The sequence below is a fragment of the Chryseobacterium sp. KCF3-3 genome (genome assembly GCF_045865955.1).
Lineage (GTDB): Bacteria > Bacteroidota > Bacteroidia > Flavobacteriales > Weeksellaceae > Chryseobacterium.
Map to the genome: position 1 here is coordinate 470,738 of NZ_AP035792.1, position 24,644 is coordinate 495,381.

General features: G+C 34.4%; 18 protein-coding genes. 5 read left to right on the plus strand and 13 right to left on the minus strand.

The features are described from left to right. Window positions 1-68: 68 nt before the first annotated feature. Complete coding sequence (locus tag ACKTTZ_RS02190) at window positions 69-671, plus strand: hypothetical protein (RefSeq protein WP_253318222.1); 603 nt, start codon at window positions 69-71, stop codon at window positions 669-671. 56 nt (window positions 672-727) lie between these two features. Here ACKTTZ_RS02190 and ACKTTZ_RS02195 read toward each other — a convergent pair whose 3' ends face one another. Then, window positions 728-1,240: a thioredoxin family protein gene (locus ACKTTZ_RS02195; RefSeq protein WP_407847132.1), complete on the minus strand. Its 513-nt coding sequence runs from the start codon at window positions 1,238-1,240 to the stop codon at window positions 728-730. 164 nt (window positions 1,241-1,404) lie between these two features. On the opposite strand from ACKTTZ_RS02195, the gene ACKTTZ_RS02200 reads away from it, so the two are divergent. The 3 genes from ACKTTZ_RS02200 (at window position 1,405) to ACKTTZ_RS02210 (ending at window position 3,157) form a co-directional block, all read left to right on the plus strand. Next, window positions 1,405-2,196, plus strand: coding sequence for a helix-turn-helix domain-containing protein (locus tag ACKTTZ_RS02200; RefSeq protein ID WP_034699309.1), 792 nt, complete (start codon window positions 1,405-1,407; stop codon window positions 2,194-2,196). Between the two features lie 168 nt (window positions 2,197-2,364). Further along, a complete protein-coding gene (locus ACKTTZ_RS02205) occupies window positions 2,365-2,784 on the plus strand; it encodes a DoxX family membrane protein (protein ID WP_407847134.1) in 420 nt (139 codons plus the stop codon). Window positions 2,785-2,803: 19 nt separating this feature from the next. Beyond that, a complete protein-coding gene (locus ACKTTZ_RS02210; protein ID WP_253318218.1) occupies window positions 2,804-3,157 on the plus strand; it encodes a cupin domain-containing protein in 354 nt (117 codons plus the stop codon). Between the two features lie 78 nt (window positions 3,158-3,235). Here ACKTTZ_RS02210 and ACKTTZ_RS02215 read toward each other — a convergent pair whose 3' ends face one another. The 12 genes from ACKTTZ_RS02215 to ACKTTZ_RS02270 form a co-directional block, all read right to left on the minus strand. Next, window positions 3,236-4,345: a heparan-alpha-glucosaminide N-acetyltransferase domain-containing protein gene (locus ACKTTZ_RS02215; protein ID WP_051934603.1), complete on the minus strand. Its 1,110-nt coding sequence runs from the start codon at window positions 4,343-4,345 to the stop codon at window positions 3,236-3,238. Between the two features lie 278 nt (window positions 4,346-4,623). After that, complete coding sequence (locus ACKTTZ_RS02220) at window positions 4,624-5,766, minus strand: cytochrome-c peroxidase (protein WP_034699287.1); 1,143 nt, start codon at window positions 5,764-5,766, stop codon at window positions 4,624-4,626. A gap of 5 nt (window positions 5,767-5,771) precedes the next feature. After that, the gene (locus ACKTTZ_RS02225; RefSeq protein WP_407847137.1) at window positions 5,772-7,364 is read right to left on the minus strand and encodes a DUF6850 family outer membrane beta-barrel protein; all 1,593 of its coding nucleotides are present in this window, start codon (window positions 7,362-7,364) and stop codon (window positions 5,772-5,774) included. Beyond that, window positions 7,354-8,700 carry a DUF4876 domain-containing protein gene (locus ACKTTZ_RS02230; protein WP_034699423.1) on the minus strand — a complete coding sequence of 449 codons (1,347 nt, stop codon included), beginning with the start codon at window positions 8,698-8,700 and terminating at the stop codon, window positions 7,354-7,356. Before ACKTTZ_RS02230 ends, ACKTTZ_RS02225 begins: the two co-directional genes overlap by 11 nt. A gap of 27 nt (window positions 8,701-8,727) precedes the next feature. Continuing rightward, complete coding sequence (locus tag ACKTTZ_RS02235; protein ID WP_407847140.1) at window positions 8,728-11,448, minus strand: TonB-dependent receptor plug domain-containing protein; 2,721 nt, start codon at window positions 11,446-11,448, stop codon at window positions 8,728-8,730. A gap of 401 nt (window positions 11,449-11,849) precedes the next feature. Continuing rightward, window positions 11,850-13,079 (minus strand): erythromycin esterase family protein, encoded by a 1,230-nt coding sequence (locus ACKTTZ_RS02240; RefSeq protein WP_407847142.1) that lies wholly within the window; start codon window positions 13,077-13,079, stop codon window positions 11,850-11,852. Window positions 13,080-13,265: 186 nt separating this feature from the next. Beyond that, on the minus strand, window positions 13,266-15,161 hold the full coding sequence (gene dnaK / locus ACKTTZ_RS02245) for a molecular chaperone DnaK (protein WP_034699275.1): 1,896 nt from the start codon (window positions 15,159-15,161) through the stop codon (window positions 13,266-13,268). 191 nt (window positions 15,162-15,352) lie between these two features. Next, window positions 15,353-15,997 carry a porin family protein gene (locus tag ACKTTZ_RS02250; protein WP_407847144.1) on the minus strand — a complete coding sequence of 215 codons (645 nt, stop codon included), beginning with the start codon at window positions 15,995-15,997 and terminating at the stop codon, window positions 15,353-15,355. Window positions 15,998-16,036: 39 nt separating this feature from the next. After that, window positions 16,037-16,504: a hypothetical protein gene (locus ACKTTZ_RS02255; RefSeq protein WP_253317241.1), complete on the minus strand. Its 468-nt coding sequence runs from the start codon at window positions 16,502-16,504 to the stop codon at window positions 16,037-16,039. Continuing rightward, complete coding sequence (locus ACKTTZ_RS02260; protein ID WP_407847146.1) at window positions 16,498-20,346, minus strand: polymorphic toxin type 23 domain-containing protein; 3,849 nt, start codon at window positions 20,344-20,346, stop codon at window positions 16,498-16,500. Before ACKTTZ_RS02260 ends, ACKTTZ_RS02255 begins: the two co-directional genes overlap by 7 nt. Beyond that, window positions 20,286-23,012 carry a SpvB/TcaC N-terminal domain-containing protein gene (locus tag ACKTTZ_RS02265; protein ID WP_407847148.1) on the minus strand — a complete coding sequence of 909 codons (2,727 nt, stop codon included), beginning with the start codon at window positions 23,010-23,012 and terminating at the stop codon, window positions 20,286-20,288. Before ACKTTZ_RS02265 ends, ACKTTZ_RS02260 begins: the two co-directional genes overlap by 61 nt. 15 nt (window positions 23,013-23,027) lie before the next feature. Continuing rightward, window positions 23,028-23,465, minus strand: a complete 438-nt coding sequence (locus tag ACKTTZ_RS02270; protein WP_407847150.1) for a hypothetical protein — start codon at window positions 23,463-23,465, stop codon at window positions 23,028-23,030. Window positions 23,466-23,619: 154 nt separating this feature from the next. On the opposite strand from ACKTTZ_RS02270, the gene ACKTTZ_RS02275 reads away from it, so the two are divergent. After that, entirely contained in the window at window positions 23,620-24,597 is a 978-nt protein-coding gene (locus ACKTTZ_RS02275; protein ID WP_253317244.1) for a hypothetical protein, read from the plus strand. Window positions 24,598-24,644 lie beyond the last annotated feature (47 nt).

Genomic DNA, 24,644 nt, shown 5'->3' on the forward strand with positions numbered 1-24,644 from the left:
ATAGGGAAGTTTCACTCTATTCTATTTCACCAATCCGTGTAAAAGGCCTATTTTTGCAAAAAGTACCGATGAAACACCCATTTTATGCCCTGATGATGGCATTGTCATTGATCTCTTGTGAAAACAACGATAATACAATTGATGATCCGAGACCTGTTGATAAAAATGTTTACCAGTTTCAATTTAAAAGCTATGCTGTAAAAAATACAGTTTTGTATCAGGGGGCAAAAGGAGAAAAATCTACTCCGGATGAATCTTACCTCAACAATTATTGGAGTCTGTATCAGGAACCCACTTGGGAAAAAATAAGCCTTGATCTTAAAAACAAGACCATCAAGTTGCTATCAGAAACCTCAACTACAGATTTTACGTACAGTTTTACCATCGCGAATGATTCTGTAATGATCCAAGAGAATAATAATAGTAAGCCAACTTACATTGGTGATTTCCATAAAAACACTTCTTCATTCACTTTAAAAAGAACGTACAGATACGTTAAAAAAGTTCCCCGAGATGATCATGACGCCTTATTGATTACTAAAAGTGCTCATTTTGGAACCACCCAATACGAAAATATTTTTGTCAATATATTTTCCACTCCTTCTGAAATGATCAAAACAGGAGATCAGGTTTTATGGACCAATATTGAATATTCTTATAAAGAATTATAATCAACAGATTCATATAATAAAAAATCCCTTCAATAAATTTTGGAGGGATTTTATTTTTATTTCTTCACAAACACTTTCTCTATAGTTTGTGACTCTTCATTACTTAGTTTTGAGGCTTTACCCATCTTGGCAATAAAAGTGGTTACTTCTTCCGGTGTGGCTGGAGATCCTAGGTTTTCTCCTTTAGCATCAAAAGAATCTGCCAATACTTCTCCTTTTGGATTGAGGATCACCCAGAAAGGAAGTCCGGCAGTTCCGCCCTTATATTTATTCATCAGCTCTTGTCCGCCTGGATTTTCAAGGTTCTTCTTATCACCTCTTTCCTGAACGTCTACATAAGCCGTGACAAATCTTTTATCAAAAATAGGTTTGGTTTCAGGAAGGTCCATATTTTTTTCCATCATTTTGCACCATTTGCACCATGAAGCATGGAACACCAGTAAAACATTTTTCTTTCCTGCTTTAGCTTCTGTGAAAGCTTTATTTAAGACAACATCTGCTTTTTCCTGCGCCGCTCCCAACTGGAACAGTAACAGGGTTACAACGATAATAATTTTAGAGTATTTCATTCTGAATTTTTGTTTAAAATCTAAACGAATTTAGGTATTTTTATCTACAATATAATTCTAGTTTTCCATCATTTTAGTTAAACATTTTGTAATTTCGCCTATAACAAAGGAATTTCTTTCACAGTGTAAAAATAGAAGTATCAAATCTGTAACAGGTCTGCAAAATGATTGAAATAAAAAAATATTCTCATCAGTCAGGGCATTTTGAGCCAAGAAGAGTCATCAGATACACCTTATTCTGGTGTCATCATGGAAGTGCTGAAATTCTGATTGACGAAAATATTTTCATCCTGAAAACCGGTCAGGTTGTAACGATTACTTCAGGGCAGTTTCATCAGTTAAAATCTGTGGAAGGAAAACTCACTGCGTTGGAATTCACCCTTGATTTCTTCTGCAAAAACGACAGTGATATTGAGCTTATTTTCCACAACGGACTTTTCTGTCATTTTGGAATGAACGAAATGATTACCGTACAACATCCTGCATTTTTCTCTGAAACATTGAATGCTATTGAAAAAGAAATTCAGGAACAGCCTTATCAGTATCTGATCTCTACGCATTCTATGGTTGAATTGCTATTGGTGGAAATCAACCGCAGTAAAATTGCCAATGGTGATGAAATCTGGAAACCCGATGCTTTATTTTTAAAGTTCCTTGAAAGGGTAAGAGATCATTTTCAAAACAATTATCAGGTCTCTCATTTTGCTGATCTTCTCGGGACCACTGAAGCCAAACTGAATGAGGTTTCAAAAATTCACACCAATAAAACAGCTCAGAATGTGATTTACAGCCTCATTATTTCTGAGGCCAAGAGGCTTTTGCTCTATGAAAAACTGACCATAAAAGAAATTGCTTACCAACTTGGTTTCAATGATCCCTTCTATTTTTCAAATTTCTTTAAAAAACATACTTCACGCTCTCCTAAAGATTATCAGAAGGCGGTAAAGGAAATGTAAAAAAAGGAGTTTTAATCTGAAGAAAAAAATTTACAGCCTCTTATTAACTCCCATCCTCCAGCTTCCTTACTCCCTCAAATATTATATGCTTTTTCCGGAATTGTCTATTCTTTAGGCAAAGGCTTTCCCTGAACTTTGTACTGTAATTAAAACCTAAAAATTATACGTATGAAAACGCAACAGGATGCCGTCATTTTTTTATTAAGAATTGCTCTGGCTGTCGGATTTTTGTCAGCAGTGGCAAGCAGACTGAATCTTTGGGGAGTACAATCTTCCGGTTGGAAAAATTTTGTTCATTATACTGCTGAAATAAATTCATTTTTACCACAATCGTGGGCAGCCATTATTGCAGTATTATCTACCATTGCTGAACTTTCCATCGGTATTTTGCTTCTTCTGGGTTTTCAGATAAAAAGAACAGCAAGGTACGCCTCTATTCTCACTTTATTTTTTGCAATAGCCATGAGCATTTCTTTTGGAATTAAAGAACCTCTGGACTATTCAGTCTTTGCATTCAGTGCCGGAGCTTTTCTTCTGAGTACCTTTTCCCGTTACAAATGGAGTTTAGACCAACTTTTACATCAATAACAATTAAAATTCAAATATCATGAACACCAACATCCACGATTACATCGTAAAAACAGAACAGAAAGAATGGCAGCCTTTAATTGAAAAAGGAATTCATTATGAAGGTATTTTTGTAAAATCTTTAAAATTTGATCCTGAAAAAAACCGTTCTACCAGTATTCTTTTAAAATTTGAAGCGGGAGCAAGCTATCCTTATCATAATCATCCTGCTGGTGAGGAATTGTTTATCATGGGAGGTGATGCAACTATTGCAGGAGCCAGTCTGGAAAAAGGGGATTATTTGTATACTCCACCGAATTTTAAACATTCTGTGAAATCAGAACAGGGCTGTATTATTCTTTTTGTTGTACCGGAAGAAGTGGAAATACTTTAAGACGCGATAAAACAAAACCACAGTAAAAAAATTTTACTGTGGTTTCTTATAATTCAAAAAAAAATAGGATCGGAATTTTTATTTTAAAACTGTTTTGTCCGGTGATATCGAACCGAAATCAATTAATGTTTTTTTCTTTCTCACTATATCCACCAAAGTCTGGACTGAAAAGGTGAGAATAATATATAATACGATAAGCACTGATACGTATCCAATTTCATGTTGTCTGTATCCGAAAATTCCTTTTCCCCATGAGATCAGAATCCATTGGATCATGTACATTGAAGTTAAATTTTTACTGCAGTATTTTAAGACACGCATAAAACCATTTTCTTTAACGTTGGCAGTAATAGTGTTGATTAACCATAAAAACAGTAAAGTCCAGCCCGCAAAATAAATAACACCTCCAGGCCCCATATGATAAAAACCATTGTAATTATAATCTCCATACAGAAAAACTAATGGTGCTCCTATGGCAATGAACAACAACCCTACATAGAGCATATTTCTAAATATTTGTTTGGTATCGTAGTTCAGTTCCTGAAACCATTTCCCAAAAAACATTCCGATGATGATAAAAGCCATCCATGGAAAAACAGGAAAATAGACATAGGCAGGATAATCGGTATTGAAAAGAAGATCCAGAACATAATTGATCACAGGATAATCAAGATTAAGTCCGCTTACCTCTCGGGATATCAATGCAACGAATAAACCTATAGCCAGCATGATATATTTATTTTTCACATATTCTCTGATAAACCCGACGAACAATAAAGACATCCCTGCAAGCTGTAAAATATCCCCTAACTGTACAAGATATACATACTGCTGTTCTATAGGGGCATGCCATCCGTATTTCTGAATAAAATTATCGGGAGCAAAATTAAAAATCACAGGGATCATAAACTTCATAAAATTCATAAACAGACCTGCAAACACCAATAAAACACCTCGTTTTAAAGCACTTTTCAGACTTTGATGGCTGGAAGTCATGAAAGTGATTCCCATACAGATCAGGAAAATAGAAGTTCCTCTTCCGAGAAAGACAATAAAACTACCGAGGGCTGTTTCATATTGTGATTTGACATTGGCATACACCAATAAGGTATGGATAATGATCATTCCGATGACACTTATACCTTTTATTAAATCCAGAGTAAGGATTCTTTTGTTTTGTTGTTCCATAGTTTTTAGTGGAAATTGTGGATTAGATGGATAAAGCTGTATTCATTAATTATTTCTAAAACAATATTTTTATTTATTCTAAATAAAAATCAAATATACAAATTAAAACTACTTCTCCTCATCCATTGATCAATTTTCATAAAATATTAATAATTAAATATTTATTTTAGCATTAGAGAATAATTTAAATAAAATAATTCCTTTTATTCCATCACATATTTCTCCTATACATTCTACCAATAAAAAACTCTCCCGATTGGAAGAGTTTTACTATAAGATTATGATTTAGGTAATTCGGGAGGACGCATTTTATATTTGTAACTATTGAGTGTTTTCAAAAATGCTACAATATCGAAAACTTCGTCGTCTGTCAGATTCAGTTTTTCTACCATTCCTGATTTATGAGGAAATTTTGGATCATTGACCTGATCTCCTTTCGGAATTTCTCTACCCATGCCTGCATTGTACATCATAACAATATTAGCCAGTTCCGGGAAAAGTCCATTATGCATATAAGGTTTGTTCTCAGAAACTTCTCTCAGTGTAGGAGTTTTAAACTTTCCTACATCTTCATTCTTTTTCGTGACGATATATCTTCCCAGATCTTCATATTTCCTTCCATAATAAGTCAATCCCAAATTATGAAACTTTTGGTCAGAGAAATAAGGCGTATTATGACAGTTAATACAATTCGCTTTAGTTCGGAATAAATGAAGACCATTGATCTCAGAGTCTGTTAAAGCATCTTTTTTACCGGAAACGAATTTATCAAATTTTGACGGTGGACTGATTAGAGAACGCTCAAATGTAGCAACAGCTTTTGCTATTTTCTCTTCTGTTACTTCCCCATTTCCAAATGCTTTGACAAAGAAAGGCTTATAATCTTTAATTTTTCTGATATTTTTGGTCGCCATTGACATATGTAGATTCATTTCTACCGGATTTTCGATAGGCGCTTTTACCTGCTCTTCTAAAGTTGCTGAACGGCCGTCCCAGAAGAATGTTTTAGCATATCCAATATTCACCAGCGTGGGTGCATTTCTGTTTCCTGTCTGCCTGTCATGACCAAACGAAACTCGGCTTCCGTCTGACCATCCTATTTCTGGATTGTGGCAGTTGGCACAGGAAATCTGCCCGCTTTTGGACAGTCTGGGATCAAAGAATAACATTTTTCCCAGTTCCATTTTATCTTCGGAATAAGGATTATCTTCAGGGAAATTCACTGCAGACAAAGGTCCGATATCCTTAAAGCCCTCTTTAGCTTCATCAAATAAATGAGGAGCCGGCCACTTGCTCTGATCTCCGCTGCTATATAACATACGAAGCTCCTCCACAGTATATCCTGTAGGGTCATTAGAGGTATAACTCAGTAAACATATTATTCCGGCTATTGCCAGAAAAGCAATATATCTGTCTTTCATTATTTTTAATAATACACATTCAATCCTACCAGAGCAGCGTGATTAGCTCTGCCATTGTAGTCTACTTGATTTTTATAGGTACTGTTCATCAGCCACATTTGAGAAAAACTACCAAACAGTTCATACCTGATTTTATTCTGATCAAAAATATAACTTGCGTTAACATTAAGCCCTATTTTAGGTGTTGCATCATAGGCAAAATCCGGCTGAGCGATTTTGGTTGCAAAGATATTCTCTTTTGTACTTTGGTAGGGCTGATAACCGAACTCTTTTTGCAAAGGTACATAAAGATTTTGCGAAAGACCGACTGCCAGTTTATGAGAAGGCTGTAAAGCAAATTCCTTTTCTGCACCAAAACGGTAATTGAAGAAAGACAATTTTCTATCCATTACTACAGATAAATCCTTTACCCTGTTTTTTCCGTAGGCCGCATCAAAAAGAATCTTGAATGCTTCATTTTTATGATTGAACCAAACTACACTATTCTGCCAGAAAAGATTTTTCTGCTCAAGACGGTACGAGGTGTAATCCAAAGGATAATTATAGTTGGTATCCACCTGATCCTGGTATGTTACCATAGAAGCCCATTTTTTCCCATTATAATTCCCTAAAAAATTAAGATAGAAGTTGTGTAGTTTTGTTTTTAAACCGGAATATTTTGTATAATCTTTTTGCCAGTTATAGCTTGCATCCTGATATTCAAAAACTCTGTAGAAACGTTCAATCAGGTTTTTATAATCATAACCTGCAGAGAAATGAGTGTCGGCAGTGTTATAGGCATATTCTCCTCCCCACATGTATCCTCCCATTTTATATTCTGAAGTTTTATACTGGGTGATGCCGATGTACTGATTACCATACCCTTCATTATAACGGATATAAATGCTGTCGTTAGCAGGTACATTTCCTTTCATATTCACAAACATGATGTCATTTCCTTTGTAATGATGCACATAGCTCAGTTTTCCAAAAATTGCATGCTGTTTCCACTTCAATCCTAATTTTGTAAAAGCTTTGTATTTATAATCATCTACTTTCGGTCTTGGATCTGCATTCTGGCGGTAAGATTTGGCATAAATACCTTCTCCTCCCAACTGAAGAATCACCGGTTTTACAGGATTATAGGCAAACTGCCCGTTGATATGATAACTTTGCTTCTGCCATTTTGCAGAGCGGGAAACCCAATAATAAGAAGGGTTGTAAATAAAAGAAGAGTTGAGAATTCTTTCATCACTGAGGATGTAAGGAACATTGTCTTCAGTTGTCTTGTCTGCTTTAAGCCTTCCTGATAAAGCAATCTTATCATTAAGCTTATATACTCCCTCAGACTGAAAGGTAAAACTTCCAATTTCTTCAGGAGTCTGAACTCTTTTAAAATTTTGTTTTGTTGAAGAATATTGAAAAGTTGTTCTGGAGAAATCCATCGGCTGGAAAAATGCAATATAGGGATCATTGATCCTAATATTCTTCTCTACAGAACTGATATTAATACTGTCTAGCTGAGTTGCCTGAGCATAGATGAACTGACTGCCCAATATAGCCAATCCCAACACACTGTGCTGAACAACTTTAATCGTCTTATTTTTATTATTGTGCATATCCTCGAGGGTTTGCTTTAATCGTTACAAAATCATTAGCAGAATTATTCGTATCCTGCAATACTACACGTCCATTGATCATTTCCTTTGTTTTACGGATTACAGAAAAGCCGGTAAAAGTAGCTTCAGCCTGCCCCGCTGCGTTAACAATAAAAGTTCTTGAAGCGTCTATATCTGCCGGAAAATCTTTAGGGGCTTTTTGTTCTTTGTCTGTAATATCAATGCCATCTATGATATAGTTTTTAGGAATCTGAAGAAATAAAGTTCCTGTGGGTGCTTTAGGCGATGCCACTTTTTGCCAGCTTGCCACTTCTGCATCAGTTGCTCTCAGAATCCCCAGCCCGAGCATTGAAGTGACGTTAAGAATTAAATCATTCGATGCAATACTCCAGTATGACACCAGCATATCCGGCACCATAATATTCTGGATGTCCCATGCAAAAGGTTTCTTACCAATGCTTGTATTATAATCCCCCATATAGGTTTCAAAATCTGCATGGCTAAGATCTACCGTTCTGTCAGGTTCCTGTATAGCGACACCCGTACCATTGATATCGTCAAAAGGCATTTTATGGTTGATAGCTGTTTGGGCTATAACAATACTTTTCCCTGGTAAAATAGGATATTGGCTTCCGTTTCCAGGTATTTTAATGAATATATTGGAATACACATAATCTGTATTGGCAGCAGATCCGCCGCCGGCAGTTTTACTCCAGTCATACTGTCCATTGGGCAACGTATAAGTAGTTGGATTATTATTCGTATTCCCTTCCAGAAATACAAGGTATAAACCGTCCGCATAGATAGTCTGATCAGAATTGTTGTGAATCTCAATAAACTGGTCTCTGAAATTGGCTCCTAATTTAGTATCTGAACCTGCATAATAATATTGTTTGATTACCAGATCTCCAAGATTTCCACTGGTGATTCTTACCAATTTTGAAGAAGTATTGGCATTAATGGTTACTTTCTCATCGAAGCCTCCAAAATGTACAATTTCATAGCTGGTTTCCTCCCCAATTTGTTGTTCATATTCATTCTGCTTCAGCTGCAGTTCAGCCTGAACACTATAAGTTCCCGGCAGGACAGCATCCAGTACCAGATCCCCGTTTGCATTTGTTTTTCCCATAATCTGATCTTCTGTGGCAGAATTTTTCAGAATAACGGTTACATTCGCTACTCCTTTATCTGCAACGGAAGGATATTTTGAAGCATCATATTTGATATTTACAGTAAACGGAACAGGTTTAATTTCATTCTTTCCAAAGTCATCATCTCTGTTACAGCCTATCAAAACAAGGACAGGAAGTATGAGCAATAGTATTGATTGTTTCATGATGTTCATGTTTATTTTTTAGTAGTATTAAAATCTGTATGAAATATTTCCCCCAAACGAAGTGGAGGTAAAGTTGCCATATACGGCTCCTCTTTCGTCATATGCTTTCAGGTTGAAAACATTACTTACATATATTGATAATCTGAAACCGCTCAGAAAATCTTTAGTTACCCTTAAATGAACATTGTGAAGGGTTTTGTTATACAGACCTGAAAGTTTCTCGTCGGAAGGCTTTAGGAAAAGTCCCTGATATTTTGGATTGGTACGGTCATTTTCCGGAATCATTTCTGACGTTCCATCATGTTTGATATAGCCTATCGGATAAATATCATTAGCTCCATTCAGTGTTCTGTCTGAAAGGAAATGATCTGTTCTCAAACCTATGATCAAACCTGATGAAGCCAAGTGGTAGTCAAAACTGAAACTTGCTCTGGCCATAGAACTTTTGTTTCTGGTATCGTTATAAATCCCATACTCGTAGTCTTTATCTGCAATCTTTGGAGCAGTGATCTTGTAAAGGCCTTCGTCTTTATGACCGGAAGTTTCTACATAACTGGCATTGAAACCAATAACAAGGTTTAAGGCTTCTATCTTTTTAAAACTGGCCATCAATTCCAGTCCTTTATCTACTGATGAGTATCCATTGACAATACGATTCTGGAGGTAATTAAATTTTTCTATTCCTACGACTTCGAAAGTAGGCACTTCTGTTCCTGAAATATTGACATTCACTTTCGCTTTGTCCATGATTTTATGAACACTTGCCGTGGTAAATCCATCAAATAATCGATTGTAATAAGCAGTAAGGTTAACTGTTGCAAAAGGGAATCTGTAATCAAGTCCTACTTCGGTTTTCCAGCTTCTTGAAGGTTTCAGATTGGCATTATCTCCAGGGGTCACTACTGTCTGCATGATGGCCGCTGAATAATAGCCTGGTAAACGGTAATCCCCAAGAAGGAAATCAAAATATCGTGGTGCCGTATAGATCTGATTCAATGAAGGTGCTTTTGAAGTCAATCCAAAACCTCCTCTCACAGAGAATTTCCCCATTTGGTATGAGGTATTCACCCTTGGTGAATAAGTAGAAAATGAATTTTGCAAATCATAACGAAGCCCCAGATTGGTTCTTAAGATATGTTTGTTGGCAAAAGCTTTCGTAATATTATCCTGAATATAAAATGCATATTGTTTGGTGGCAAAAACATGATCACGATAATTAAAATCTCTCATTCCATTGGATCCCTGCCCAGCCGAATTAAATGTAGTGAACTGTCCTGCTGTTCCATAACGCCCTTTCCCAAAGTTGTTTCCATATCTAAAATTCGCTCCTATACTGTACATATGAACCCATTTGGAGGCAGTCATTTTACTTCCGTTTACACTTAAATCAGTGAAAATATTAAGCGGTTTTCCATCCGAAAAGGCTTGATTTTCGTAACTTGGCGGTGTATAAGGAGCATAATAAACACCATCTGCTGTGGCATTTCCATAAGGTCGGGCTCCTTGGTTCAGCCAATATCTACGCTCTGTAAGCTGTGTTGAATAGCTAATCCCTACGTCTGCGCTTATCGTTCTGAAAAATGGTTTGCTTCCGTTTCGGTTAAAATTATAACTGATATTATTTCCTAATGAAAAACTCTTGTTATCTACATTAATGATCATTCCATCAAGATCATCCGGATCCCTTTTTCCTTTACTGGTATTGGTAGAAAATGAAGCTGAAAATTTATTACTAAATCCGCTTTTACTTCTTGATGACCAAAGGAGGTTGGCATTTGTTCTGTCGTATCCTACCAAACTGGTTCGTGGATCTGACAGCGAGTTCATATAGCCCACAGATACATTCAATGCATTGTTATTTTTAAGCTTAAACCCTTTTGTTACCCCTACCTGATAGGTTCCATCTCTAAGTGCTGCATCCAAACGAAGTGGCGATGCTTTGGCAATAGTTGTTACCTTAATAAGTCCTGAAGTTAAATCTCCATATTTAGCATCCGGAACTCCCTGTATTACTTCAATACTTTCAATATTTTCTGTTGAAATTTCTCTTAAATCGACCCCATAATTGGGCTGGCTTGGTGTCAGGTTTCCTCCATTGGTCGTCGTATTAAAACTGATCCCAAAAGGCCCACTGTTGGCAGAATCATAGCTCTGCATATTTTCGTTATTGGATAAAGCAATATCGTTGACCATCAGCTGTACTCCAAATGCTCTGTTCCCAAAATCATCACCTCCGGGAATATTTCCGGAACCTGTTACTGAAGCTCCACTGGCTGTTCTGAACACGATATTTTTAAACTGGGTATTGTCAAACTGCTGTACATATTGACCTGGTAACTGCTGTAAAACATCTCCAATAGAAAAAGACTGTAAGTTTTGAAGGGCTTCTTGCTGGATTGAAATCTCGGAAAACTGCTTCTTTTTTGCAGTAAGCTGTACGCCTTCAATTCGGATTTCTGATCTTTCTCGGGAGGAGTTTTTAGGAGATAGGATCTGAAGCTGTAGCTCATCTCCTTCATTTATGATAATAGTTTCTTCTTTATTGTCGGCATTCAGGAAGACGATTTGGCATTTTCCTTTAAGAACCATAGAATTATCTTTCTTATGCAATTCTTTACACTCTTTCAAACCACCATTAACGAGTTCTCCCTTTTTGAGTTGCCCATTATGAAAAAACTCTACTTTTTGAGCAGACAAGAATCCGCCTGCTGTCAGAAAAACAGCACCTGCTAATAACGATAATTTCACCCTTAAAATATTTAGGCTGTAAAATTAATTATAATTATTCTAAATAAAAAGAAAGTTTTTAGAATAATTTAAGTTATTTTAACTTAAAATAAAACAATATACATATATAATTCTCTATATAAAGAATAAAATAATAATCAAAACAACTACTAACAGTTACTTCTATCGTATTCTATAAATAATAAATTCAATTTTTCAGTTTAAAATATATTCTAAGAAAAAAGGAATCATCACAAATAAACTGTGATGATCTAAAAAAAGAAATCCTGCAACAAGCAGGATTTTCTATATTGATTTTTCTTTGGAAATTTTCTTCAGTAATCGTTTTATATATTAAGATCAAATGTAAATCATGTGTTTTCAAAAGATTTTGCGCCCATGTCCTGTCTATTGTAATTTCTTTATTTTGAAATCCCATTTAAAAGCTTTGAATTTGTTGACATATTTATGAATATCAAATAATCAAAAGACTTCGCTACATTGGTTTTTAAAAATTCATTTTTATCCGTACCAGACCCTGTTTTACGAAATAGTATATCTTCCAATATCCAATGGCCAAGTTTGTTGCCATCTCTTCTAATTGCTTTTAAATCCAAAATAAAAATTGGAATATTGAGTGAATTCAGCTTATATTCTAATGTTCCCGGACGAGCTGTTTCTGAATTATAGGTTCCGATTTTCCCATCAATGCTTGCAGAATAAGTACCTTCATAAAAAGCAAATCCAAAGTTTACAAAATCTGTATCATCAATTTCATTGATCCAATACCCCATTCTATCTGAATTTAATTTTGCAATGTGGTAATTATGAGCTGAGACAATTACTTTAGAATTCAAATGGTTTTCTTTTAACCATTTAATATTCTCCGCCATGAACTTGTCCCTTCTAATAAAATTGAGCTGGATATATTGTCTAATAATGTCTACATTTTGTAGGAAGCGTACTTTTTCTTCCTGATTTTTTATTGAGGCAGCTTTTTGTTTTAGCAAAAGCAGATACTCAGATATCGCTTTCTGACCTTTTTTAGAATACGTTCTGAAGCCTCTGTTATTTTCCTTTAGAGCTATTTCTAAGTTATTAATCTCTTGTTCGGGGAAGTTATTTTCCTGATATACTTTTCTTATTTGATCTACCGCTCCTTTTGCATATTGCATGTCGAAACCTTCAAAAAAAACTTTTGAATTATAATTTTCATTATATTTTTTTAACCATTCAACAAAATGCAAAGTTTCTTCGGTTTGCCACAGCCAAAAATACATACCCTTTAAAATACTTCTGGGATCTCCTTTTTTTTCCTGAATATATTGATTCATCAAAAAGCTTTCAGGCATATTGGCTTCGAGCGAAAAGATGTTGAAATTTTTATGAGTTATCAAATACTCACTTATTCTATATTTCAGTTGATATATTTCACTTGAACCGTGAGTAGATTCTCCTAATCCAACTATTTTGGAATTTCCAATGAGTTTGTTTAAGATTAGCAAGTCACTATTGTCTCTTTCGTCCGGATTAATAGTTTTTATTGGGTATATAAACTTTGAAATATATTCTTTCTCTTCAGAATTTAAATCATTTTTTGATTGTGCACTGACGGTTACAAAAAACAGAACCAAAATAAAGGATAGTTTCAAACTTATTTACTATTTATAATTAGATTACAATTTTACAAAAATATCGTTTAAAAACTTCGGTCTCAATTTAAATCTCTCTCGTTATCAGTATATCGTTTTTTAGTCACGGATTAAAAAAATACAAAAAAACCTCATAAACAAAAGTTTATGAGGTTTTAGATTATTTATTTATTATTAAATCAATAATTATTTTACTTCTTCGAAGTCTGCATCCTGTACATCTTCAGCTCCGGCGTTTCCACCTGCATTCTGAGCACCTGCTGCATCAGCACCCGGCTGTTGACCAGCTGCATATAATTCTTCAGAAGCGGCCATCCAAGCTGCATCTAACGCTTCAGTTTTAGCTTTTACGTCATCAGCATTTTTAGCTTCGAAAGCAGTTTTTAATTCTGCATGAGCTGCTTCGATTGCTGCTTTTTTGTCAGCAGAAAGTTTCTCACCGAATTCTTTTAATTGCTTTTCCGTCTGGAAGATTAATCCGTCAGCTTTGTTGAATATTTCAACTTCTTCTTTTCTCTTAGCGTCCGCTGCAGAGTTTTCCTGAGCTTCTTTCTTCATTCTTTCGATTTCTTCGTCAGAAAGACCTGAAGAAGCCTGGATTTTGATAGACTGCTCTTTACCAGTTCCTTTATCTTTAGCAGATACACTTAGGATACCGTTAGCATCAATATCGAATGTTACTTCAATTTGAGGAACTCCTCTTGGTGCTGGTGGGATATCCTGAAGATCGAATCTACCGATTTCTTTGTTATCGTTGAACATTGATCTTTCCCCTTGTCCTACTCTGATGCTTACAGCCGGCTGGTTGTCAGAAGCTGTAGAGAATACTTCAGATTTTTTTGTTGGGATCGTAGTATTCGCTTCAATTAATTTCGTGAATACAGAACCCATCGTTTCGATACCTAAAGAAAGTGGAGTAACGTCAAGTAGTAATACATCTTTTACATCACCTGTTAATACACCTCCCTGGATTGCTGCACCAATAGCTACAACCTCATCCGGGTTTACTCCTTTAGATGGTTTTTTACCGAAGAATTTTTCTACTTCTTCCTGAATGATTGGGATTCTTGTAGAACCACCTACCAAGATTACTTCGTCGATATCAGAAGTGGATAAACCAGCATCTTTTAACGCTTTAGCAACAGGCTCCATAGATCTTCTTACAAGATCAGCAGATAATTGCTCGAATTTAGCTTTTGTTAAAGTCTTCACTAAGTGTTTAGGACCTGTAGCAGTAGCTGTGATATATGGTAAGTTGATCTCAGTCTGAGGAGAAGAAGATAATTCAATTTTAGCTTTTTCAGCAGCTTCTTTCAATCTTTGAAGAGCAATTGCATCAGCTTTTAAATCTACACCTTCTTCAGCTTTGAACTCGTCAGCCATCCAGTTGATGATCACATCATCAAAGTCATCACCTCCTAAGTGCGTATCACCATTTGTAGATAATACTTCGAATACACCGTCTCCTAAATCAAGGATAGAGATATCGAAAGTACCACCACCAAGGTCATATACTGCGATTTTCTGATCTTTATGGTTTTTATCAAGACCGTAAGCTAACGCTGCAGCTGTAGGCTCGTTGATAATTCTTTCTACTTTAAGACCTGCAATTTCTCCAGCTTCTTTAGTAGCTTGTCTTTGTGCATCGTTGAAGTATGCAGGAACAGTAATTACCGCTCTTGTTACTTCCTGTCCAAGATAATCTTCAGCAGTTTTCTTCATTTTCTGAAGAGTCATTGCAGAAATTTCCTGTGGAGTATATTCTCTATCGTCAATTTTTACTTTTACTGTATCATTCGGTCCAGCAACTACTTTATAAGGTACTCTTGTGATTTCAGAAGCATCATCTTTAAAGTGAGTTCCGATAAATCTTTTGATAGAGTAAACAGTTTTTGTTGGATTCGTTACAGCCTGTCTTTTTGCAGGATCACCTACTTTTCTCTCTCCGTCTTCTGTAAAAGCTACGATAGAAGGAGTAGTTCTCTTACCTTCTGCGTTAGGAATAACAACAGGGTCTTTACCCTCCATTACAGCAACACAAGAGTTGGTTGTTCCTAAGTCAATTCCAATTATTTTACTCATAATATTTTATATTTTTTCTATTTTTAATTTAATTTACACTCTCAATTTCTCAATATCTGTACCATTCGAAGAATTATGACAAAATGACACAATAAAAATAAAAACCCCGATAAAACGGGGTTTTGTATGATTTAATGTGGAAATTTTTTCACAACAGATATTGGCAGGATCAATGCTGCTTAAAATATATGCTAGAAAATATATCCCACTGAAATACCTAAATTAGAATTATAAATCTTAGGAGCTTCCTGTATCAGGATTGAATTTTGCTGATAAACTGCTGTATTTTTATAAACTTTTGTCATTCCAAAATAATATCCCACCGAAGCCAGATAATGTTTTGCGAAAATATATTGAACTTTTGCTTTCAAACCTGCATCAAACTGCTGCACATTTTTAGGATTACTCGTGGTTGATCCATTAATAACCTTGTCATATTCAACTTTATTTTTTAATAAAACCCCAATTTCAGGACCTAATGCAATAGAAAATTCTTCTGTTGGGTGGTAATCAAAAAGAATGGGAAGCCTAATGTAATCATTCTTTACTTTTCCAGTAAGAGTAAATGTAGTATTATCTATAGTTGGAACAGTAGTTTCAAACTTACTCCCCATTTGAGAATAATACAGTTCTGCATCTACGGAGATTTTATCGGACAGATAGTTCCATAAAAAACCTCCTACATGAAATCCTGCTTTAGAAGAAAATCCATCAGGTTTATCTGAACCAGAAAAACTACTAATGTTCAATCCGGCAGAAAACCCATACTTAGGTTTTATTTGTGCAGAGATAGAGGTTGCTAATGCTAAAAAGCTTATTAATATTATTTTTTTCATAATTTAATTTTAAAATTGTTTGTTCATGTTTATAAGAAGTTATTTATCAGTTTTAAAAATTAAGTAACTAAGGTTATCTCCTCCAATCCATCTATCTTCTATCAGATGTATATTCCCATCAATAATCTTTAAATTATACGTTCTAATTGTGTGGCTTCTGTCTGATAGCAGGGTTATTACATCCACTTTTATTTTTCCTTTTTTTGAATAAATTATACCTGTTTGTCCATCTTTATTACTTGTTCCAAAGTTGGTAGCTTCAATATAGCCATCCTCTTTGAAGAGGATGGACATATCATAGTTTAATTCAATCTGTCTTGTTTTTTTTAAGTCTTTATTAGCTTCATAAATAGTTGAACAGATAAATGTTTTGTTAAACGGAAAAGCTATTAGCTCTGATTTATTAAAATATTTAATATTTTTTAATTTTTGTGCATTTATAGCACCACTTCCAAAAATCATAAATGAAAGTACCAATAGCATCTTAATTATATTATTGTTTACCATGATGTAAAAGGGTTTATTGTTTGATATTGAAAATATGGCTTCACACCACCAGATAATACTTCAAAACCAGGCTGAGGAGATATTATAGAATGCGCACCTATATTTTGTATAGGATGTCTTATATGTCTATCAGAATCAATCCCTATTCTATAATTACCCCAACCAATGTAAGCAGCTCCAAGTCTATATCTTGGTCCTATTTCTTGGACTGCTCCATATTTATTTCTTGCTCCAAAGCCAATTCCTATTTTTCCATCTGGATTTCCATAATAATCATCATGTAAAAGTTCAGGCATTGTATGTTGTTCATCATACGAATAGCTCTCACTTCTTCTTTCACCAGTAAATAAATTAAATCCAGCATGAAAATCTCTATAATTAAATGTCATGGCTGCTGTTCTCCATCTATCGTGTCCATCTCCTAAAATGCCTGCCCCCACTTTATCAAAGGGACTTCCGTCATTTTCATAAGTTAAAGAAAAATCTCCACTTCCGGCTCTAAAAATTCCTGTCTGTTGTGCATGAACACCTTTCCAAACATTTGTACCAACTCCAATGCTGAAATCTTTGCTGTCATACCCTATCATTGCAGAATATCTATATCCCCATCCTGAAACACCACTTCCTGCATGTTTATTGTAATAAGTACCTGCAATGGCTGCTGAGAAGCTTAAATTTCCTTTTCTATAGCTTACACTAAGACTTGCTCCAACACTAAAGCTATTTCCAAAAGCAATGGCTGGTGAAATTCCTATGCTAAAACCTCCTCCTAAGTCTAAGTTAAAGCTCATAAAAGAACCTACAAATCCTGTTGCTGCATATCCCGCAATGGCTCCCCATGATAGCGCGGCTGCGGCTCCTCCAGTTGCTGCGGTTAGCGTTCCCATAATAGCTCCTGAAACAGCGCCTCCTAAAATAGACATTCCAAATTTACCCCAGCTCCAATCTCCTGTTTGTATTGCTTGACCTACATAGCTAGTGGCTCCCATAATCGCACCTACAATAGCTGCTACATATACTACAGCCCAAACAAAAACCTCTCCACTGGGATCTGTATACATCAGAGGGTTATTCAGTACATATCCAAATCTATTATAGCTTTGTGTATTAAACGGATCCTGAATATAATTATCAACTGACAGGAAAGTATGCAATTTAGGATCATACATTCTGCCATTCATATGAATTAATCCTACCTGAAAGAAATGTTCATGACCTGTATAGCCTCTTTCAATTAGTAAATCAGCTTTCTTAGGGTCAACCTTTACTCCATCTTTTTCAAAATACACTAAATTGCCCCAAGCATCAAACTGCCTTCTTTCTTCAACTTTTCCTGCCTGATCTGAAATAGCAGAAATAGTTCCTTGGTAATCTCTGTGCAGGTAATGTGTTCCCTCACTCATCACTTCTCCAAAACCATTAAAATCTTTGATGTACATAGCTGGGGCTGAATAAGGATTACCTGCTATATAAGTGATAATTCTTGTTTTGAGAGCACTTCCATTTACTTTACCTACATAATTATACCCTACAATCTCAACGGTATTATCATCAGAGTAAATTTTATTTTTTCCATACTTCAAAAACTTTTTATCATAATTATATTGTGAAGATGATCTTGTTTGATGCATGTTATAACCAAACTTCACCATCTCATAACCATCTTGTATAATACTCACAGGGCTTTTATAAGAATTATAAAAAATCTTTTGTAACTGGTTTACGCTGTAATAAGCATTTCCAGAAGGATTTAAATTGATTTCTTTTTTTCTGTATCTGTTCCCATCTACATATTTATAATCTCCAATATCACTATTGTTGTCAATTCTTCCGTAATTGTCATAAGTTTGAGATTGTGTGCCATTAGGATCAGTCCATGATATTAATCGTTGTAAACTATCATATTCAAAACTTTCATACCATCCGCTCTGAACAGCAACACTATTTCTGTTTTTCAAGAGTCCCGTAGCTGCTTCAAAAGTATAATCATTCCCCAAGACAATACCACTTACATTATTTTTGTGCCTTACAGAACTTAAAAAATTATTTCCATCATAAGTATTACTAATTTCTGTTCCATTTCCAAAATTAGCAGATAATACCTGTACTTTTTCATTAATATTGTTCAGCTTCCAAATTAATTTTCCATTGCTGTCAGTAATACTTTCCAGCATTCCACAGGAAGCATAATTATTTTCAACTTCAACAATACTGGAAGCAGAGCCATAAAGAGTTTCTTTGATTTCTTTCTTTACTCTTCCAAAATTATCATAAGTATAACGTTTTTTGAAAATGGCAAATCCATTGTTTTCTTCTCTTTCAGATAAACGATAGAAATTGTCGTATTTATAAGTATATGAGTTATTTACCCCATTGGATGTTCCTGTTTCTGAATCTATCAACCCTTGGGCATTATAACTATAATTGATTTTTATATCTGTATTGTCACCAGTAACATTTTTCTTGCTCACTCTTCCATACTGGTCATAGGTATATTCTGTTTTGCCTTTAGGGTTTTCTTCTTTCAGGATTTGTCCTAAATTATCATATAAATAGGTATAATCTCCTCCTACAGAGGCGTCTGACAGTTTTATTTTTCTACCCCATCCATCCTGCTCAATACTTACAACGTGCCCTGCATAGTTTGAAGATTTTAAACTTCCATTGGCAAAATAGGTATAATTAATATCTCCACCATTATCAGACATTTTTATCTTATTTCCCCAAGCATCTTTTGTTATGGTTTGTGTTTTTTGCCCATCAACTACAGTAGCAGATAGCCCATTATAAGAAGAAGTAATGATTTTCCCTGTTGGATATATGGTTTTTACGATTCTTCCATAATCATCATACTCTGTAATAGTCCATTTGTTAGGAGAGGAAGTGGAAAAATATGGTTCACTTACTTTAAAAGGTTTGTCCAGAATATCATAATCTGTTCTTTTCTCTATCCACTTATTATTGAGTGACAATCCTCTTTCTATACGTATTCTGCCCCAGTTGTCAGATAACGTTTCTTTAGTCGCTCCTGTTGCTTCAGTTACTTTTAATTTGATTCCACCCGAAAAATCTCCTGAAGTAATCCACTCATAAGAATATTGTGTAATATTATTATAAATGTCTTTATCCTGTACTTTTCTCTGCCAGTCATCATAAGTGTATGATAATGTTTGATTTAGATGATTGGTTATTGAAAGCAGTAACCCAAATGCACTATCGTAATTATATGAAGTAGAAATTCCCTGAATATTAGTTGTTTTAATGGCAAATCTACCAGAAGGATCGTATTGATTTTTTTCCGTCCTTGGAGAAACACCAGTAGCAGATAATGTTTTCTCTATATTATTACCAAAAGCATCATATACAAAATCTTCGGTGATATAATCTGTATTATTGCCCTTTTTCTTACTTTGAGCTAGTAAACCATTCGTGTAAGAAAAGAGTTCTTCCGTAGAAAAAATATCATTTCCTAAAGTTTGAGTTTCTGTTTTCTTAGTGGGTCTTCCAATATAATATTGATTACTAACTCCCGAAGGGTTATCTTCATAATCAATCAATGTCGTTTTCTCACCTCCCGTAACTACAATTCTTGATTTTTTAGGATTATTATAAGTATCGTAAATATCATAATAGTGATTAGTTGTAACACCTGATAAATTGTCTATCTGCTGTACCTGTGTTGGCAGATTGGTAAAAACTTTATTTGGTGATAAAGATGTATTATAGCTATTAATGGTTTTTGATATAAATGAGGTTGGTGAGTTAAAATCAACAACAGATTTTAGTACATAACTTTCCGATACAGCTCCTCTTTTTGAGGATCTTGTAAAGAGATTGTCCAAAATGGCTGAACACTTCCTCCATATACTGATGATCTGGCAAGTCCTTTGAAACCTATAAAACCTAAACCTTCCATATTGACTACAGCTCCTTTATATCTGTATTCCTGTATCTTCATTTCTCCATTAAAACTTTTTTCTATTTTCTTTACCAGCTTTATGGATGGAGCAAGATTAAGGCTGACATTTGGATATTGCTCGGAATTATCGGAAACATAAGTACCGGAAGAACCACCATTATCCATAACAGCATCATACGTAATATTTGTTACGAGGTCATTCTCCTTTATTCTTTTTAAAGAAGTATCTACTCTGTTGTCTTTCTTAAAGGAAATATATTTTATTTTATCTCCGCCAAAAAAGGCATAATCTAAGTTTTGGTTTACAATATTCTGATTGGATAAAAACATAGGAGTTCCATTAGCTGTACAGCCATTATAAGTGTACATATTATTCCACATCATATTCTCTCCTGAAAAATTAGCTGTACCATCCGGATCATTACTCATGTTGTATTTTACACTTCCAAATTCTTTGATAGCGTAGTTAGCTCCATACGTATTATATGGATAATTCCACTGAGCTCCTCCCGGAACATCATAATTGTAAGGAGCAAAAATAGAATGATAGAATAAATCTGCCTTACCATCACCATTGACATCAGCAAAATTGTAGTAAATGACCTGTTGGACATAACCACAGTCCAGATTACCATTAGCTGCATTATAACAAGTATTTTTAACATAAGATTTTCTAAAAACCATTGAAATATCCTTTGTAGCTTGGGTAAAAGACTGTCCATTGGATATTAAATGAAACCAATTACTGCTACCTTCAGCAGTAGGAATCACAATATCTGTCTTTCCATCTCCATTTAAATCAGTTAAATAAGATGGATAATCAAAGTTGATAACAGAATTATTGACTACCGTTTTTTGAACAAGTGCATTATTTTCTACACCATATACTGTTATCTGCCCTCCATTTAGAATAAACAGATCTGCTTTTCCATCCCCTTCAAGATCACCTACATAAATTCTGGAAGAAGATTTCACAACATAGTTTCCCCCAATGTTTATAGGGGTTTGTGGAGAATTTGGATTTAAATCTAATAAATACGCTTGTGAATACTCCATTGTGGAATCCCCTTCACAGCAATTGGGAGAGGGACGTCCATTAGGATCTAGTTTAGTGCTACCACAGTAATAAGTATAAGTTTGACTATATGGCAACGTAAGTGCTATAACATCTGATAAGCCGTCTCCATTAAAATCTCCTGTAAAGAATTTTTTAGGAATTTTTGCATACCTCGTATCATTTCCTCCTATAATTACACAACTTTGATTTTGAGCAACAGGAAAAGAATAGGTTTTAGTATAGACTAAATCTAAAGAGCTATAACTCGAATTAGAAACATAATTATTAACTTTTATGACTTCCTGATTACTAACAATGCTTCCTGTTCCAATCGTAGTAACAGCATCAAGATTGTTAAATTTATTATTGGTTAACAGTAGTTTTGTTGAAAATATATCAGAAAACTTTTCTATATTGATCAGGTTTCCTGCAACGTTAGAATTGGTTGTTAATAATTGGCTTGAGTTAAATCTATATAGTTTATCCTTTGAATTAGGGTAGGTAAAGAAGTCTATTGAAGCATCATTATCAAAGTATCCTGCCAGATATTTCCAGTTATTGGAATCATAAGCAGGAGTAACATTACTGATAACAGCATTAGGATTATTAATAACTCCGTTTTCAGTAGTATCATATTCAAAGATTATTGGTTTTACAGATTCCCCATTTCCATTAAACTCTTGTACTTGGGTTAATCTTTCGTAGCCCAATGAGGTTGTATCATAAGTAAGCTGGTATTTTCTGAAAAGCTGTCCATTTCCTAAAACTTCAACCTTATCCAATTCTTTGGTAATAACATAACTGGTATTTCCATACACATACATTTGCTCGTTTCTTGTTCTATTTTTATAGACAAGATTTACAGTGTTCACAGGAGTATAAGATCCAACAGATGGATTTCCGCCATATTTAACAGAAGATAGATAAATATTATCATTGTCTTTGAAGTAGGAAAATTCTATTCTGTTGTACTTTACATCATCAATGTGATTGACTTTCCATTCAAGCTGACTTTGGGAATTTGGATTATTACCATAAATAGCAGTATTTCCATTGGGATAATACACTATAAAATAAGAAGGACCGTAATTTGCTCCGTAAGAAGAAACACCATAAGATATTACCTTAATATTAGAATAATTTTCGGTTTGATATTCTGCTCCGTCTCCGCCATATGTTCCAGACTTCAATATTAATCTCTGACCATCTAATGCAAATCTGTCTTTATCATTATAATTAACTGCATCAATTACTCCGTCATGAAACTTTGTTGCCGAAATTCGTGTGATAGAGGATGCTCCCGAAACATTCCAACCCCAGCCAGCAATTCCATTTTTACTCTGACTGGAGTAGTTTAAAGTGATATTAGGTACAGCATTTTTTATACCTGGAAGATTGGCAATAGGTATAGTATAGTTGGCTCCCCCTGTGGAAGACACAGAGAAATCACCTGTTGTCTGCCCGACAGCTTGTGCATTCAATAGTTTTGCCAGAAAGAAAAATGCTAGTAAAAAGTATATATTTTTTTTCATTTTCATGAATTTAAATTATTGTTTTAAAACTTTATAGGTTAACTTTTCCCCTGTTTTCAAATGAAAAATAACCACATACATTCCTATAGGTTGATCGGATAAATCTAATGTGACCTTATTTTCTCTTTTGTCAAAAGGAATTTCCCTGTATTGAGTAAAGTTATAAGCCACATATTCAACTTTTTGAATCATTTCTCCCAGTTCAGGAGACCATACAAGGTTGGCTTCATCCTTTGTTGGATTAGGATATATTTTGACCTGATAAGCTGATGGGGGAAATTCTTCTTTATCTGTTATTGTTTTATTAACAGATTTACTCGTTGGAGAGCAGGCGGCACAGTATTGTCTGATAATCTGATTCCCTCCAATCTCATACTCAAATATGAGTGTCTGTGCTTTCAATCCTCCTATTGATATTAATAGGAGAAAAACTAAAAATAACTTTTTTCCCATGTTATTGATTTTATATATCTACAAAAATCATTAAATTAAATAGCTTATGAAAGGACAATGCATCTTAACTACGTTACTAAATAGACAAATTATCTAAAAAACAATATACCATTACCCTTTTTTAGATATATTTGCTAATAAAGCACAATGATCCATGAAAAATTATCAAAAAAATCTTTTTGACCTGTTATTAAAAGAATCTGGAGGAAAAAAGGAGTTGGTTGACATTATGATTGATAAATTAGCACTCTCAAATGATACAGCCTACAGAAGAATCAGTGGAAAAAGCCACATCACACTTAATGAAGGTATTTCCCTTGCTTCCCATTTCGGTATTTCTTTAGATTCAATACATGACTCCAATCTTAATAATGCTGTAGTTAGCAAAGTACATGATATTTATAATATAGATGATTTGGAAAAATATTTTGAATCTTCTATTTATAATTTACAGAAGGTAAAAAATGCTAAACATGTTGAGTTTGTGTATGCGGCAAAAGATATTCCTCTTTTTTATTTAATGAAGTTTGAAAATTTGCGAAAATTCAAAATCTACACATGGCTGAAGCTGATGGATGCTGAATTCTTTTCAAAAAGAATAAGTTTTGAAGAATTTGAAGTACCTGAAAAGATTAAACAGAAAGGACTTTTACTCTCTCAAGTATACCATGATGTAAGCTCTACAGAAATATGGAGTAATGTTACTATTTATGCCATGCTTGAACAGCTTATTTATTTTCACCAATTGGAAATGATTAGCACCCAAAGTGTGTTGAAGATATGTGTTGAAGTGATAAAAGTTCTGAAACAGATAGAAAATGAAGCTGTAAATGAGAGGAAAGATGGAAAACATGTGTATTTCAAATTGTATCAAAATGACCTTTTGATTATGAATAATACCGTTTTTATAAAATTTTTGGATCAAAAAATGCTTTTTTTGCCATATAATATCCTAAGCTATTATTATACTTTGGATGAAAGGGTCTGTAATAATTACGAAAAAAGCCTCGAACTAATTCTGAAAAACTCTGAGTTACTTTCTTCAAATAACAAAGCTAGAAATATATTTTTCAACAAAATGTATAAAAAAATCGAAGAAATAAAAAAAATATTGCCGATCAATGATCAATAAACAAACTTGCTATGCATTAAAAGAATATACAACTCAGACAAGCCAAA